General features: G+C 72.8%; 17 protein-coding genes. 9 read left to right on the top strand and 8 right to left on the bottom strand.

The features are described from left to right. Positions 1–4 precede the first annotated feature (4 nt). On the top strand, positions 5–364 hold the full coding sequence (locus H958_RS0129845) for a VOC family protein (RefSeq protein ID WP_028061347.1): 360 nt from the start codon (positions 5–7) through the stop codon (positions 362–364). Here the strand turns inward: H958_RS0129845 and H958_RS0129840 are convergent. The 3 genes from H958_RS0129840 to H958_RS0129830 form a co-directional block, all read right to left on the bottom strand. After that, positions 361–846: a hypothetical protein gene (locus H958_RS0129840; RefSeq protein WP_156028406.1), complete on the bottom strand. Its 486-nt coding sequence runs from the start codon at positions 844–846 to the stop codon at positions 361–363. The genes H958_RS0129845 and H958_RS0129840 overlap by 4 nt on opposite strands. A 74-nt stretch (positions 847–920) precedes the next feature. After that, on the bottom strand, positions 921–1,796 hold the full coding sequence (gene ygfZ / locus H958_RS0129835; protein ID WP_231379407.1) for a CAF17-like 4Fe-4S cluster assembly/insertion protein YgfZ: 876 nt from the start codon (positions 1,794–1,796) through the stop codon (positions 921–923). A gap of 10 nt (positions 1,797–1,806) precedes the next feature. Beyond that, a complete protein-coding gene (locus H958_RS0129830; protein ID WP_028061344.1) occupies positions 1,807–1,986 on the bottom strand; it encodes a hypothetical protein in 180 nt (59 codons plus the stop codon). A gap of 22 nt (positions 1,987–2,008) precedes the next feature. Here H958_RS0129830 and H958_RS0129825 point away from each other — a divergent pair, with 22 nt between their 5' ends. Then, on the top strand, positions 2,009–2,368 hold the full coding sequence (locus H958_RS0129825; protein WP_028061343.1) for a hypothetical protein: 360 nt from the start codon (positions 2,009–2,011) through the stop codon (positions 2,366–2,368). Between the two features lie 7 nt (positions 2,369–2,375). Here the strand turns inward: H958_RS0129825 and H958_RS0129820 are convergent, their stop codons facing one another. Further along, a complete protein-coding gene (locus H958_RS0129820; protein ID WP_156028404.1) occupies positions 2,376–2,990 on the bottom strand; it encodes a hypothetical protein in 615 nt (204 codons plus the stop codon). Between H958_RS0129820 and cofH the strand changes: the two genes are divergently transcribed. The 4 genes from cofH (at position 2,959) to H958_RS0129800 (ending at position 7,803) form a co-directional block, all read left to right on the top strand. Continuing rightward, positions 2,959–5,109 carry a 5-amino-6-(D-ribitylamino)uracil--L-tyrosine 4-hydroxyphenyl transferase CofH gene (gene cofH / locus H958_RS0129815; RefSeq protein ID WP_028061341.1) on the top strand — a complete coding sequence of 717 codons (2,151 nt, stop codon included), beginning with the start codon at positions 2,959–2,961 and terminating at the stop codon, positions 5,107–5,109. The genes H958_RS0129820 and cofH overlap by 32 nt on opposite strands. After that, on the top strand, positions 5,102–6,766 hold the full coding sequence (locus H958_RS41295) for an alkaline phosphatase D family protein (protein ID WP_081686427.1): 1,665 nt from the start codon (positions 5,102–5,104) through the stop codon (positions 6,764–6,766). The genes cofH and H958_RS41295 overlap by 8 nt, the downstream gene beginning before the upstream one ends. A gap of 63 nt (positions 6,767–6,829) precedes the next feature. Further along, on the top strand, positions 6,830–7,390 hold the full coding sequence (locus tag H958_RS0129805; protein WP_028061340.1) for an RNA polymerase sigma factor: 561 nt from the start codon (positions 6,830–6,832) through the stop codon (positions 7,388–7,390). Next, a complete protein-coding gene (locus tag H958_RS0129800) occupies positions 7,387–7,803 on the top strand; it encodes a winged helix-turn-helix transcriptional regulator (RefSeq protein ID WP_028061339.1) in 417 nt (138 codons plus the stop codon). The genes H958_RS0129805 and H958_RS0129800 overlap by 4 nt, the downstream gene beginning before the upstream one ends. Positions 7,804–7,815: 12 nt before the next feature. On the opposite strand, the gene H958_RS0129795 is transcribed toward H958_RS0129800, so the two are convergent. Both H958_RS0129795 and H958_RS0129790 read right to left on the bottom strand, forming a co-directional pair. Beyond that, complete coding sequence (locus tag H958_RS0129795; RefSeq protein ID WP_231379406.1) at positions 7,816–8,646, bottom strand: Rieske (2Fe-2S) protein; 831 nt, start codon at positions 8,644–8,646, stop codon at positions 7,816–7,818. 464 nt (positions 8,647–9,110) lie between these two features. Next, positions 9,111–9,854 (bottom strand): DUF2382 domain-containing protein, encoded by a 744-nt coding sequence (locus H958_RS0129790; protein ID WP_051324989.1) that lies wholly within the window; start codon positions 9,852–9,854, stop codon positions 9,111–9,113. Between the two features lie 121 nt (positions 9,855–9,975). Here H958_RS0129790 and H958_RS0129785 point away from each other — a divergent pair, with 121 nt between their 5' ends. The 3 genes from H958_RS0129785 to H958_RS44365 all read left to right on the top strand — a co-directional run bounded on the left by H958_RS0129785 (position 9,976) and on the right by H958_RS44365 (position 13,040). After that, the gene (locus H958_RS0129785; RefSeq protein WP_028061336.1) at positions 9,976–11,409 is read left to right on the top strand and encodes a PP2C family protein-serine/threonine phosphatase; all 1,434 of its coding nucleotides are present in this window, start codon (positions 9,976–9,978) and stop codon (positions 11,407–11,409) included. A 65-nt stretch (positions 11,410–11,474) separates the two neighbouring features. Then, positions 11,475–11,960, top strand: a complete 486-nt coding sequence (locus tag H958_RS41290) for a GNAT family N-acetyltransferase (RefSeq protein ID WP_051324988.1) — start codon at positions 11,475–11,477, stop codon at positions 11,958–11,960. A gap of 18 nt (positions 11,961–11,978) precedes the next feature. Continuing rightward, positions 11,979–13,040, top strand: a complete 1,062-nt coding sequence (locus tag H958_RS44365; protein WP_051324987.1) for a peptidoglycan-binding protein — start codon at positions 11,979–11,981, stop codon at positions 13,038–13,040. A 154-nt stretch (positions 13,041–13,194) separates the two neighbouring features. Here the strand turns inward: H958_RS44365 and cofE are convergent, their stop codons facing one another. Together cofE and cofC are read right to left on the bottom strand one after the other, a co-directional pair. Next, positions 13,195–13,935, bottom strand: coding sequence for a coenzyme F420-0:L-glutamate ligase (cofE, locus tag H958_RS0129770; RefSeq protein ID WP_028061335.1), 741 nt, complete (start codon positions 13,933–13,935; stop codon positions 13,195–13,197). Beyond that, positions 13,932–14,570: a 2-phospho-L-lactate guanylyltransferase gene (gene cofC / locus H958_RS41280; RefSeq protein ID WP_037412061.1), complete on the bottom strand. Its 639-nt coding sequence runs from the start codon at positions 14,568–14,570 to the stop codon at positions 13,932–13,934. Before cofC ends, cofE begins: the two co-directional genes overlap by 4 nt. Position 14,571 lies beyond the last annotated feature (1 nt).

The following is a 14,571-nucleotide window of genomic DNA, read 5'->3' as shown; positions in this document are numbered from 1 at the left end:
GACCATGATCACGGGTCTCGATCACGTGCAGGTCGCCGCGCCCCCCGGCTGCGAGGCCGAGGCGCGCGCGTTCTATGGCGGGCTCCTGGAGCTGCCGGAGCTCGAGAAGCCGGCCGCGCTTGCCGGCCGCGGCGGCGCCTGGTTCGCATGCGGCCCGCACCAGCTCCACGTCGGCGTCCAGGCCGACTTCGCGCCGGCCGCGAAGGCCCATCCTGCGCTGGCGGCCGACTCGCCGGCGTCGCTCGACGCGCTCGCCGAGCGTCTGACACGCGCCGGAGCCCCGGTTCGCTGGGACGACGCGATCCCCGGCCGCTTCTACACCGAGGACCCCTGGGGCAACCGCCTCGAGCTCCTCGCGTCTTAGGCGCTCTTGCCGCCCCAGGAGAGCACGCTGAGCGGCCCCATCGGGGACTTCTCATGCGCGGGCGCCGGCGAGGTCTGCGGCGCGTCCTCCGGGTCGTGGGCGACGACGTGCTGGACCGAGACGCCCGTGTAGCGCGCGACCGAGGCCGGCAGGTCGCTGCTGACCCAGCGCGAGCTCTGGCCGGGGAGGGTGCAGACCACGACCTCGTCGTGGCGCATCGGGTCCCATACCTCGGTCAGCGCCTCGAGAGGCACCGGATCGCACACCACCCCGTCGCAGCGCTCTATCCCCGCCTTGCGCCAGGTCTCCAGCGCGGCGTCCAGGCGCGCCTTGGCCTCCGTCCGCGCCGCGCTCCCAGGTCCGGCGGCCGGCATGACGAGCGTGGCGACGATCGGACCTCGCCGGCCGCGGCGGACGAGCGCGTCGACCAGCTCGGGAGACGCGGCGGTGCGGTTGGCGAGCACGATCACGTGAGCGGCCATCGAGCAGCTCCCTTCAGTCTGACTGTCTGAAGCTAACGCTACCGCGCCGGGACGAGCATTTCGTGAGCATCGCGCTAGCGCGTGAACGGCACGTCGACGATCCGCGCGGCGATGCCGCCCGCGTCGACGGTCACGCCGTCCTCCGCCTCGCGCCGGACGATGGCGAGCCCGATCGGGCCGTGCACGGGGGAGACCACGCAGGAGCCCAGCCTGCCGACCGTCTTCTCGCCCAGCCGCAGCTCGGTCCCGGCCGGCGCGGGAGCGCTGAGGCGCACGCCGCGCAGGCGCCGGTTCGGCTTGCCGCGGTAGTAGAGCCGGGCGACCGTCTCCTGCCCGACGTAGCAGCCCTTGGTGAAGGAGACGGCGCGCTCGTTGAGCCCCGCCTCCTGCGGGATCACGCTGTCGTCGATGTCCACGCCGAAGCGCGGGCGGCCGGACTCGACGCGCACGATCTCGGCCTGCGCCTCGTCGCCGTCGGGGAAGTCCAGCGCCGCGCGCACGGCGTCGCGGTCCTCCGCCCGGAAGAAGACGTCCACGCCGGTGTCCGTTCGCGCCGCCACGACCTCGGGCCCGCCCAGCGCGACCCGCGCGCAGCTGTGCTCGGCCTCGCCCACGAGCGCCGGCGCGTCCGGCCCGATGACCGAGAACAGGCCCAGCTCGAGCGTGCGCTTGTGCAGCTCGACCTCCAGCCCCAGCTTGTAGCGCCGGATCATGTTGAAGAGGTCCTGCAGGGCGACGCGCTCGCAGTCGAGCAGCAGCTCGTCCCCGAGGTCGAAGACGCGCATGTCGCCGAGCATCTTGCCCTTATGGGTGAGGAACGCGGCGTAGCAGCCCTGGCCGGGCTGCAGGCCCTCGATGTCGTTGGTCACCTGGCCGTGCAGGAAGGTCTTGGCGTCAGCCCCGGTGAGGGCGAGCTTGCCGCGCCCTGAGCGATCGACGACAAAGGTCACTGACGCAAGGTTAGTGACTGCGATCGTCGAGCCGGGCGATCCGGCGCTCGACCTCGCGCTGCAGCTCGTCCATCACGCGCTCGCGCGGGACCCCCGCCGCCAGCGCCGAGCGGACGACGGCGACCTCCTCGGCGCCGTCCAAGCGCTCGAGCAGGGCGAGCAGCCCTTCCATGTCGAGAGGGATCTCCATGTGTACGCTCTTCGGCGCAATCATGCCGCTTGCCGAGACCTTCAACGAGATCCTCGCCGCGCTTCCGTCCGATTGGACGGACCTCGAGCTCGACCTGCGCGTGCAGGAGGATCGCTATATCGACGCCGCGTCGCTGCTCGTGACGATCAACGCCCAGCCGTACTCCCACCACGACTGGCACTTCCGCCTCGTCGTGGCGCACCAGTTCGGCCACGCCGCGGCGGCGCCCGCCACGCACGGCACCCTCAAGCTGCTCGACGACGCCGGCATCGCCGGCGAGCTCGTGCTGCGCGAGGTCCGCGAAGGGCGCGTCGAGGTCACGCAGATGTGGGGCCGGCCGGAGTCCGTCCGGAAGGAGTTCCGCCGCATCCGCGCCCAATAGCGCCCGCTCACTGGTTGGGCTGCTGGTAGGTGGCGACCGAGCGGTCGAGCTGGCGGCCCGCGGGCAGCGCGCCCAGGAACGGCGCGCCGGCCGACCAGGTCGGTGACACGCGGTCCAGCTGCGACGACACGACGGTGGTGTTCAGGCCCGGGACCTGGGCGGCCATCGCCTGCACCGCCTCGTCGGGCTCGAGCTGCGCCTGCTGGTAGCCGCGCTGGAGCGCTCGCACGGCGGCCGCGACCATCCCGCGGTCCTCCTGCAGCGTGTCGCGCCGCACGGCGACGACGAGCTTGGCCGGCTGCACGATCGCCATCACGCCGACGAGGTCCGGCGTCCGCCGCAACGCCGCCTGCGAGACGAGCACGAGGTCGGCGGGGGCCTTGGCGGCGATCTTGAAGCTCACGCCCTCGCCCTCGTCGTAGCCGCGCGCCTGGGCCAGGTACAGGCCGACGTCGTTGGCGTCCGGCGAGGAGTCCAGCGCCACCGTGACGTCCCCGAACGAGCCCGTCGACCGGGCGCCGCCGCACCCCGCGAGCACGGCCGCCAGCATCGCGATGGTCCACCAGCGCACCCCGGTATGGTGCCAGTGGATGCGCCGGGTCACATACTCGCGCAACGTCACGCTCTCACTCTCGCGAACGTGCCGTTGCCACTGCAAGTACTGCTCCTTCGCCACCCACAAGCCGCACCTGCACTCGCCTGCGGAGGTCGAGCGGCTGATCGACCGGGCCGCGCGACGCGGCGTCAAGGAGCTGCTGGTCCTGACCGGCGAGGCTCCCGCGGTCCAGCCGCAGCTCGACGAGCTCGGCTTCGGAGACTTCACCGCCTACGTCGTGTGGGCCTGCGAGCGCGCCCTCGAGCGCGGCATGCTCCCGCACCCCAACCTCGGCGTCGTGTCGCGCGAGGAGCTGGTGCGGTTGCGCGAGGTCACCGCGAGCCAGGGCCTGATGCTCGAGTCGACCAACCCCGACCTCGTCGCCCATCAGGGGTCGCCGACCAAGCACCCGCAGGTGCGACTGGACTTCATCCGCACCGCCGGGGAGCTCCGGATCCCGTTCACGAGCGGCATCCTCGTCGGCATCGGCGAGTCCGAGCAGGACCGGATGGAGTCCCTGGAGGCGCTCGCGGGCTTCGATCACATTCAGGAGATCATCCTCCAGAACTTCGTGCCGCACCGGCGCTACTACGGCGAGGAGCCGGCCGAGATCGCGACCGACGCGGCCGAGCGCTACTGGCGCACCGGGCTCTCCGACGTCCCGCACCGCGACGCGCCCAAGTGGGCCTGCCCGGTGACGATCGACGACATGGTGCGGCTCGTGCAGGAGACGAGGCGGCTGATGCCGGACGTCGGCATCCAGGTCCCGCCGAACCTGGCCGACTGGTGGCCGCAGCTCGTCGAGGCGGGCGCGACCGACCTCGGCGGCCTGTCGGCCAACGGCGACCACATCAGCCCCGAGCACCCGTTCCCGTCGCCGCTGCAGGTGCGCCGACGCCTCGAGGGCATCGCCGCGCCGACCGAGCGGCTGTGCGTCTATCCGCAGTACATGACGCAGGAATGGCTCGCGCCGCGCGTCCTGGAGGTCATCGAGGACCGCTTCCGCACCTTCATCCCGCGCCGCGGCCGGGCCGGCGTTCTGCCGGAGACGATCGCCGCCGCCCGCGAGGGACTCCCGCTCACCCCCGAGGAGCTGGAGGCGATGTTCGCCGAGAGCCGCCCCGAGGTGATCGAGGACATGCGCCAGGCCGCCGACGAGCTGCGCGCCGAGCTGGCCGGCGACCTCGTGACGTTCGTCGTCAACCGCAACATCAACGTCTCCAACGTGTGCACGGTCGGCTGCGCGTTCTGCGGCTTCGGCGTCTCGCGCCGCTCGCCGGACGCCTATGAGCACTCCCGGGCCGACTTCGTGCGCCGCATCCACGACGCGATCGCGTTCGGCGCGACGGAGATCTGCATGCAGTCGGGCATCCATCCGGACTGGGGGCTGGAGGACTACCTCGGCTGGCTGCGGCTCGCCAAGGAGACCGCGCCGGACATCCACCTGCACGCCTACAGCCCGATGGAGGTCGCGCACATGTGCGACGTCAGCGGGCTCTCCCCGCATGCGGTCTTCGAGCAGCTGCGCGAGGCCGGCCTGGGGAGCGTCCCGGGCACCGCCGCGGAGGTGCTCGACGACGGCGTCCGGCAGCGCATCAGCCCGAACAAGCTGCCCGTCGCGCGCTGGGTGGAGATCATCACGGCGGCGCACGAGATCGGGCTGCGCTCGACCGTGACGGTGATGTTCGGCCACATCGAGACGCCTGCCGAGCTCGCCGAGCACATGCGCGTCGTCCGCACGCTGCAGGAGCGCACCGGCGGCTTCACGGAGTTCGTGCCGCTCTCGTTCATCCCGTTCCAGACGCAGCTCGGCCGCAAGCACGGCATCCAGGAGATCTCGCGCGAGGAGAACCTCAAGCACACGGCCGTCTTCCGGCTGGCGCTCGGCCGGACGATCCCGAGCCTGCAGGCGAGCTGGGTCAAGATGGGGCTCGACGCCGCGACCGAGGCGCTGCGCTGGGGTGTCAACGACCTCGGCGGCACGCTGATGGAGGAGTCGATCTCGCGCATGGCGGGCGCCGACCACGGCGTCAAGCTCGACCCGGAGGACCTGATCGGCGCGGCGCATCGCGCCGGCCGTCCCGCCGCCGAGCGATCGACGCTCTACCGGATTCGCCGCAGATACGATCTGCGAGCCGTTGCCTGATCTCATCCTTGGCCCGCTGCTGCGGTACGCCTCGACCGACGACGCCACGATCTGGGTCCAGGCGGACGCGGCGTGCGAGGTCGAGGTCCGGCCCGAGGGTCTTGCGCCGAGCCGCGAGCGAACGTTCACCGTGCACGGGCGCCACTACGCGCTCGTGCACGTGACCGGGCTGCCGGCCGACGCGGCGACGCCGTACGAGGTGGCGCTCGACGGCGACGTCGTCTGGCCCGCGCCGGACTCCGCCTTCCCGCGCAGCGTCCTGCGGACGCACTCGGCGAAGGGGCCGGTGCGGATCGCGTTCGGCTCCTGCCGCGTCGCCGTCCCGAACGAGCCGCCGTACAGCCTGCGCAAGGACGAGGACCCCGAAGGGCGCGAGGTCGACGCGCTGCGCGGGCTCGCGCAGCGGATGGCGCGCACCGGCCCGGAGGAGTGGCCGCACGCACTGCTGATGCTCGGCGATCAGGTCTACGCCGACGAGGTCCACCCCGACGTCCAGGACCGCATCGACGGCGAGCAGGTCGTCGAGTACGACGAGTACGCCCAGCTCTACTGCGCCGCGTGGGGCGAGCCGACGATCCGCTGGCTGCTCTCGACGGTGCCGAGCGCGATGATCTTCGACGACCACGACGTCCACGACGACTGGAACACGTCGCTGGCGTGGGTCGAGGAGATGCGCAGGACCGAGTGGTGGCGCACGCGCGTGATCGCCGCGTTCGAGAGCTACTACGTCTACCAGCACCTCGGCAACCTCCCGCCCGCCGAGTTGGAGCGCGAGGAGCTCTACCAGCGGCTGCGCACCGAGCGCGACCCGACCGCGATCCTGCGCGCGTTCGCCGAGCGCGCCGACCGCGAGGTCGACGGCACGCGCTGGAGCTTCTGCCGCGACATCGGGCCGGCTCGCGTCGTGATGGTCGACTCGCGCGCCGGGCGCGTGCTGACGCCCGGCCACCGCTCGATGGTCGACGCCGCAGAGTGGGAGTGGATCTCCGAGCACGCTCGCGGCGACGTCGAGCACCTGCTGATCGGCACGTCGCTGCCCTTGATCCTCGCGCCCGCCCTGCACCACCTCGAGGCGTGGAACGAGGCGATCTGCGACGGGGCCTGGGGCCGGCACGCGGCGCGCGCCGGCGAGAAGCTGCGCCAGACGCTCGACCTCGAGCACTGGGCCGCGTTCGGCACGTCCTTCGAGGCGATGTGCGAGCTGCTGCGCGAGGTCGGCTCAGGCCGCCGCGGGCGCGCGCCGGAGACGATCACGGTGCTGTCCGGGGACGTCCATCACGCATACCTGGCGCAAATCGGCTTCCCGCCTGGTGCGGGCGTCTCATCTTCGGTCTGGCAGGCGGTCTGCTCGCCCTTCCGGAACCCACTTGACACCAATGAGCGGCGCACCATCCTCACGGCCTGGACCCCCGCCGCCACGCGTGTTGCACGCGCGCTCTCGCGCGCCGCCGGAGTCGGCGCGCCACCCGTCGACTGGCGGCTCGTCCACGACGAGCCCTGGTTCAACAACCAGGTCGGATGGATCGAAGTCGACGGTCCGCGCGCCCGGTTCCTGCTAGAGAAAGCTGTGCCTGAGGAATCGCACGGCGGGCAGGTGCAGATGGAGCGGGTGTTCTCGCGGCCCATCGAACCCAATCGCAAGTACGCGAGGACTTAAGACACACGTTCGCCGCTGGAGTCATGATCAGGTAGCGAACCGTCTGGAGCCGCTACGCACCCTGTGACCCGAACTGATGCCGAACTGCTTGCCTGCGCAAGCCGGGATCCACTCGCTTTCCGCGAGTTCTACGACCGCTACGCCACTTGGGTGCGGTCATGGTTCTTGCGTCATACGGGTTCGGAGAGTGCCGCGCTGGACCTCACGGCGGAGACATTCGCCCAGGCGTGGCACTCGTCGCGACGGTTTCGTGATATGGCGGACGGCTCGGGTGCGCCCTGGCTGTTCGGCATCGCGCGCAACCTGCTGCGGCAGTACCACAAGCACAATCGAATCGAAAGTGCAGCTCGCGAGCGGCTCGGCCTTCCGGCCGCGTTCTCGGACTGCGAGGAGTACGACGCCGTCGACGAGCGCTTGGAGGCCGGTTCGCTGGCCCCGGCACTGCGGCTCGCCTTGCGGGCATTGCCCCGCGAGCAGCGCCGCGCCTTGGAGCTGCGCATCGTGCACCAATTGGAATATGACGAGGTCGCAGGCGCGCTTGGCTGTAGCCAGAACGCCGCGCGGCTACGAGTATCGCGAGCGCTCCGCTCGCTTGGACTGAAGTTGAATGGAGCCGAAGCATGAGCTCACCGGTCGCCGTCGAGCCCACCCACGCCCGCCGCGTCGCCGAGCGCACGCGAGCCGCGCGCCTGATCCGCGACTCGATCGGGCTCTTGAGCTCGAAGTGGTCCGTAGACGTGCTGTTGGCGTTGGGCGACGGCACCCGCCGCTATCACGAATTGCTCGAGGAGCTGACTCCGATCTCGGAGAAGGTCCTCACGCAGACGCTGCGCGCGATGGAGCGCGACGGGCTCGTGATGCGCCGCGTCCACGCCGAAGTGCCGCCGCGTGTCGAGTACGCGCTGTCGCCGCTCGGCGCCACGATGGCCCCGCCCTTGAAGGCGCTCGGGTCGTGGACGCTCACACACGGCAAACGCGTCGAAGAGGCGCGCGACCGCTTCGACGCGCGCCTGCAGAGCCGCGCCCGGGCCGCCTAGCGGCCGCGCCGCTCACGCCGCGAGCCGGCGGATCTCGACGCGCTCGTCGTTGATGCGCACCTCGAACGCCGGCTGCGGCGCCGTCGCGGGTCCCTGCCGCACGGCGCCGTCGCGGCGGTCGAAGCGCGAGCCGTGGCAGCTGCAGACGATCTCGTCGCCCTCGAGCGATCCGTCGCTCAGCGAGCACCCGCGGTGCGAGCAGCGGTCGTGGATCGCGAACAGCTGCTCGCCGTCGCGCAGCAGCAGGACCGGCGTGTCGCCGACGACCACGCGCATCGGCCGGCCGTCGATCAGCTCCGCCGCGCCGGCCGCCGGCGTCCAGTCCGCCGGGCCAGGGTCGTAGACCGTCTGGTCGGGCCCGACGCCCTTGGCGAACGAGAGGTGGCCGCCGAGGTAGCCGCCCGCGAGCAGCGCCGCGGCGCCGCCCAGCCGCAGCGCAGCCGCGCGCCGGCCCGCGGCGCCCAGCGAGCCGGCGTAGAGGAGGAGCGCGGTGGAGTTGGAGAGTGCGTGCACGAGGCCGGAGCGCCGGACGCCGTCGTCCACCGGCTCGGCGTCGGCCCAATCGTTGGCGCCGGTCATCACCGTCGGCCCGGCCGCCGCGATCCCGGCGCCTACGAGCCGCCGGCGGGCGCGCTCGCCGTCGTCGCCGCCGAGCAGGTCGAGCAGCGTCGAGCTGAGGAACGTGCCGATCACCACGTCGGTGAGCACCGGGTGCACCGCGTGCCCGAGCCACGTGCCGCTCAGCGCGTCCTTGAGCGGCTCGCGCGCGAACGCGCCCCGCACCCATTTGCCGATCGCCTTCGCGGGCGCGTCGAGCGCGGCAGCGCCCTCCACGGCCTGCACCACGGGTTCGAGCGGAGTCGGTCGGCGAGAGGGCGTCATGGACGGGGCGCTACCCGGTCGCCCTGCCACCGATGCGTGCTCCACGCGCAGCGGCGCGCTCTAGTCCCGAGCCCGACAGCGCCCGCGCGGTCCGGGCTCGCGGACTCCGGCCGGGAGCGGTCGCGCCTAATGAGCGCGGTGATCCTGTCGCGGTTCTTGAACGCGAGCCGGCTGCGCCGGCGTGGATGTCGAGGCTGCCGGTCCTGCCGCCGCGCCGCGACGTGGCGGGCGCGGGGGTGGAGCGGCGACCCGGCAACGCACTCGTCAACGTGCCGAGGGCCTTCGCGGCGGCTGACCGCCGCTGCGGCCGCGGACGGCTGCGTTGCAGCCAACCGCCGCGGCGCCGGGGCCCCGGCCGGGCGCGGCGCCCGGCCGGGGATGGGGTTCGTGCGGTGGTCGGCATGGGGCTCCTCGTCGACGCGGGACTACTCGCGAGGGTCGCCGTCGGTCTCGATGCGCTCCTTGCGCACCTCTTCGCTGACGGTCTCCTGCTCCGTGCGCGTGTCCTTCGCCATGCGCACGCGCTCCTTGGGGACCGTTCGCTTCTCGACGACGGGCGTCTCCTCGTGCAGCACGACCTCATGCTCCTCCTCGGAGATCGCGGGCCCGTCCAGCGCGTCGTCGACGTTGTCGCCGGTGATCGGCTCGCGCTCGATGCGGACCTCCTCGCGCTGCACCGGGACGGTCTTCGTGACCTCCTCGGTGACCACGTACTTGCGCAGGCGGGCGCGGCCGGACTCGCGCCGCTCGGTGCCGACGCGCAACTCCTCCTCGGAGCGCGTCATCGCGTCGTCGGTCGTGGGCCCCGAGGTGTCGCGGCCGACCGAAGCGGACGAGTCCCAATCGCCGTAGTCGCCCCGACCGTAATGCTCGTAGAGCCGCTGCTCCTCCTCGGTCGATAGCTCACCGTCGGCGTCCACGTTCGGCGCGTCCTTGATCTGGTCCTTGGTGTACGCGAGCCGGACCTCGTCGCCGCGGCTCTCGGCACCGGAGATCGGCACGAACGTGGTGCGCATGCCGAACAGGCCGGTGTTGACCGTGGCCCACTCCGGCTCGGCGCTGCTGCGGTCGAGATAGATCTCGTCGATCTTGCCGATCTTGTCGCCGTTGCTGTCGACGGCGCTCATGCCGCGCCAGCGCTGCACGTCCTCGGGTGTCCTGGTGCTCATAGGAAGCCTCCTTGTCGTGGGATCGCCGTTGCGCTCCCCGACCCGTCGGACCGCAAAACGAGACGTGGTCCGCGATTGCACCAAGCAAAATGGGACGTCGTGTCCGGTTTACAATGGCCTCATGGCGTCGAACCCGCACGGCCGCCGCCGGCGCGAACGCAGCGACGTGGCGCTGAACCGCTCCAAGCTCGTCGAGGCGGCGCGAGACCTCTTCGCTCGCGACCCGAACGCCGAGATGGGCGAGATCGCCGCCGCCGCGGGCGTCGCGCGCTCGACGGCCTACCGGCACTTCGCGACCCGCGAGGAGCTGCTTGGCGCGGTCCGCACGCAGGTGCGCGACGACGCGGAGGCCAACGACGAGGAGCACCTGCGGCCCCCCGGGGAGCTCGCCGATCTGGTGCCGTCGCCGCTGTCGGTCACCGAGGTGCTCAACAAGGTGCCGCCGTTCCAGTTGGGAGACCAGATCGTCGCCGAGGCGCAGCGGCTCGACGGCGTGACGTCCGCCGCCGTGTATCTGATCGACCTCGAGGGCTCGACGATGCAGCGGTTGGCCGGTCCCGGCACCTTCCCAGACCGGATCTCGGTTCCCCTGGCCGTCGGCCCCGAAATCCCGCGCGAAGGCGTCGCCCCGCTGCGCGCGCTGATCGAGGACCTGCTGCCCGGTGCGGTCGTCGCGCCGATGTACCTGCGCGGCCGCGCGACCGGGGTGCTGATGGCAGTCGGCGCGGCCGGCGACGCGCTCCGCGACCTCGCCGCGGAAGCGGCCGCCGCGCTCGGTCTGGCGGTCGAGTACACCGACCACATCGACAGCGTGCGGCGCCTCCGCCCGACGAGCCCGGCGGCGGAGATCCAGCAGCATCTGCTCCCGCCGCGCATCCTGCGCATCGGCGGGGCGCTGATCGCCGGCAACGTGCTCCCGGGCTACGACATCGGCGGGGACTGGTTCGACTGCGCCGAGAACCACGAGTGCGCGTGGATCGGCATCTCCGATACGACGGGGCGCGGTCCGGCCGCCGCGGGCCTGGGCACGGTGACGCTCGGCGCCTTCCGCGCCGCTCGCCAGCGCTCGGCGGACCCGGCGCGAGCCGTCACGCTCATGCATGAGGTGCTGAGCGAGGTGGCGCGCGAAGCCGTCACCGCGACGGCGACGATCGCGAGCTGGAACGGTCCCACCTCGTCCGTGAGCTGGCTTACGTGCGGGGAGCACGCGCCGATCCTGGTCGGCGCCGATGGCGCGGTCGAGGTGCTCGGCGACGGCGTCCTGCCTGCCTTGGGCGATTCCGCGATGCCGGGGGAGAAGGCGGTGCAGCGGAGGCGCCTGGGCGCGGGGGAGCGGTTGCTGCTGCTCTCGGACGGCGTACTCGACCGCCCGACGGTGGAAGGCGGCACGCTCGGCCTCGACGGGATCCGCCGCGCGGTCGCGAAGGCGCCCGCGGACTCCGCGGCCGGAACGCTGCGTGCGATCGAGGACGCCGTGCGCGCGGCGATCGAGGACCCGCTCTCCGACGACGCGACCGTCGTCGTGCTCGTCCCGAGCCGGACGGCGCCAGGCTGATCGGCGCGATCGCCCGTCGCGGGGCGTGCCCCGAGCGCGTCGAGCACGCGGATACGCTGCGCGGCGTGCACCGGATCGAGCCGCTCGGCGTCTCCGCCCTCGACCGCGTCGAGCCGCTGTGGCTGGCGATGGTCGCCCATCACCGCTCGGTGACCGACCTGCGGGTCCGCGCGCCGGAGGAGACGTGGCGCAGGCGGCGGGCGGAGTACGCCGGCTGGCTGCAGCGCGGAGACGGGTTCATCCTCGCGGCGGTGCCCGAGGGCGGCGGAGAGCCGGACGGCTATGCGGCGGTGCGCGTGCACGAGGCGACCAGCCCGACGTTCGACCTCGGCGAGCGCGTCGGCGACCTGGAGTCGCTCGCGGTCGCCGAGCGCGCGCGCGGCGCCGGCATCGGCACGCAGCTGATCGGCGCGGCGCGCGAGCGGCTGCGCATGCAGGGCGTCCGGCACTGGGTGGTCTCGGTCATCGACGCGAACCCGGACGCGCGGCGGCTGTACGAGCGCGAGGGGTTCCGGCCGTTCTTCTCGAGCCTGGTGGCGCCGATCGAGTGAATACCCTTCCGCGCCCTTATGGCTCGGAAACTCCTGATCGCGCTCATCCTGCTGCTCGCCGCTCCGCCGGCGGCACAGGCCGCGACCGTCAAGATCTACTTCACCAAGGGCGAGCAGCTCTCGCCCGTCGAGCGCGACGTGCCCAACGGCGCGGGCGTCGTCACCGCGACCGTCCAGCAGTTGCTCGACGGGCCTACGAAAGCCGAGGCGCGCGCCGGATACGGCAGCGCGATCCCGGAGGGATCCAAGCTCGCCTCCGCGCGCATCGACGCGTCGCAGCGGCTTGCGATCCTCGACTTCAGCGGCACGTTCGGCTCCGCGAAGGCGCTGCCGAACAGCGATGACCAGTTCCGCGAGGTCTACGGCGCGCGGCTCGCGCAGGTCGTCTACACGATCTCGGCGCTGACCGGGCTCGACAGCGTCAACGTGCACGTGCCCGGCCAGACGGCGCGAACGCTGTCGCGCGAGGACTTCGAGCGCACGCGCTTCACGACGCCGCAGACGCCGAAGGTCAAGACGCCCGCGCCGGCCGATCCGCGCGCGGTCCAGACGACGCTCGCCACGCTCGGCTATCTGCCGCCCGAGGCCGTCACCGGCGCGTTCGACTACCGCACGCAGCAGGCCGTGGTCGCGTTCCAGGCGTGGGAGGGCCTGACGCGCGACGGCGTCGTCGGTCCGCAGACGGCCAAGCGGCTCGGCTCCGCGGCCAAGCCCGTCCCGCTGTCGGGCGCGCCCGGCCGCCACATCGAGATCTACCGCCGGCGCGGCGTCGTGCTGCTGATCGACGGCGCGACCGTGGTCCGTGCGATCCACACCTCCACGGGGATCGGCGGCGACGCCCCGGACCTCGGGACCCCGCCCGGGTCCTGGAAGGTCTACCGCAAGGAGCAGCGCTCCTGGTCGGTGCCGTACAAGGCGTGGCTGCCGTACGCCGCCTACTGGAACGCCGGCTGGGCGCTGCACGGCTACGGCGACGTGCCGTCGCGGCCGGCCTCCCACGGCTGCGCCCGGCTGCCGATGCCCGAGGCGAAGGTCGTCTACGACTTCGTCTCGATCGGGACGCCCGTGCGCGTCATCTGAAGTTCGGGAACGGCGAGGCGGGGCGGCGTCGAGCGTGCGGCGCGCGATGAACACGAGCACGCCGCGGGACTCGCGGTCGTAGAGGGCGGCGAACGCCTCGGCATCCTGCATCGCACTACAAGTGCCGCGAGGGCGCGGCGCTGTGACGCCGGATTCAGCGGAAGAGGTCGTCCTCGAGCGCCCGGATCAGCGGGGCGACGCCCGGGCCGTCGCCGCCGGTCACGTGACGGCCGAGGCCGCGCAGGCGGACCGCGGGCTCGCGTGAGTCCTTGGCACGCGCGAGGTCGGCGGCGGCCGCCGCCTCGTCGGCGGTCGCGATCACGGTGGCGCGCATCTCGCGGCCGGCGGTGTCGGGCAGCCCGCGCCAGTCGTCGAGCGGCCGCAGGCCGGCGACCCCGATCGCGATCTCGCACTGTCCGGTGCGCCAGGCGCGGCCGAAGGAGTCGGTGATCACGATCGCCGGACGGCCCGGAAGCATGGCGCGCAGCGCCCGTGCGGAGGCGTCCGGATCGAGCGGGAGGAGGATCAGCGTCTCCGGGTCGGTCGCATTGGACGCGTCGACGCCGGCGTTCGCGCAGACGAACCCGTGATGCGTGCGGCAGATGAGCCGGCCGCCGTCGGCGCGCACGATCTGCGTGGCCTCCGACAGCACGACCTCGACCTGGCGCGGATCCTTGCCGAGGTCGGCGGCCAGCGCGCGGGCGCGGGTACCGGGGGAGACGTCGGCGAGCGCGACGATCCTCCCCTCGGCCTTGGAGACGACCTTGTGCGCGATCGCGACGACGTCGGTCGCCTCGAAGCCTCCGATCGCGTCGCCGGCGCGCGCGAGGATGGCCGCGAGGTCATCGCCCGGGCGCACCTCCGGGATGCCGGGAAGCGCGTCGAGGGCGATCACGCGGCGGCGGAGGCGTGGGCGTCGAGCAGGGCGCGGGTGCGCGGGGCGCCGCCGGCGTGGGCGGCGAGCGCGGCGCGCAGCGCCTGAAGGTCGTCCGGCGTGTCGACGTCGAGCCTGAGCGAAGGGACCTCGCAGACCTCCGCCCGTCCGCCCGCGAGGGCGCTGTGGCGGGCGAACGAGCCGGTCCCGAACGCCGGCGCGATCGCCGACGGCGGCGTCAGCAGCAGCGCGTTGGTCCCGGTGCCGTGGCGGTCGGGCACGATCACGACCGCAGCCGTGCGCGCGAGCAGCTGCATGACCTCCGCGGGGTTCAGCGCCGGGCAGTCGCCGGGGACGAGCAGCGCCCGCCCGGCGCCGCGCTCGACCGCCGCGTCGATCCCGCGCGAGGCGGCCGCCGACTGGCCCGCCTCCTCCGGATCGTGCACGACGTGCGCGCCGGCGGCGTCCGCTGCGCGGGCGGCGGCCGGCTCGGCCGTCACGACGATCACGTCGTCCAGTCCCGGCACCTGTCCGAGCGCTGCAAGCACGTCGCCGACCATCGCCTCGGCGAGCGTGGGGCGGTGCGGGAACGCGCTCCCGAGGCGCGACTTGGCGATCCCGAACGACTTGACCGGCAGAACGGCGGCGGTGCGCAAG

Origin of the sequence: Candidatus Solirubrobacter pratensis (assembly GCF_000425945.1) — a bacterium.
GTDB lineage: Bacteria > Actinomycetota > Thermoleophilia > Solirubrobacterales > Solirubrobacteraceae > Solirubrobacter > Solirubrobacter pratensis.
The sequence above is the reverse complement of the archived record's forward strand: the minus strand, read 5'-3'. Positions and strand labels throughout refer to the sequence as shown.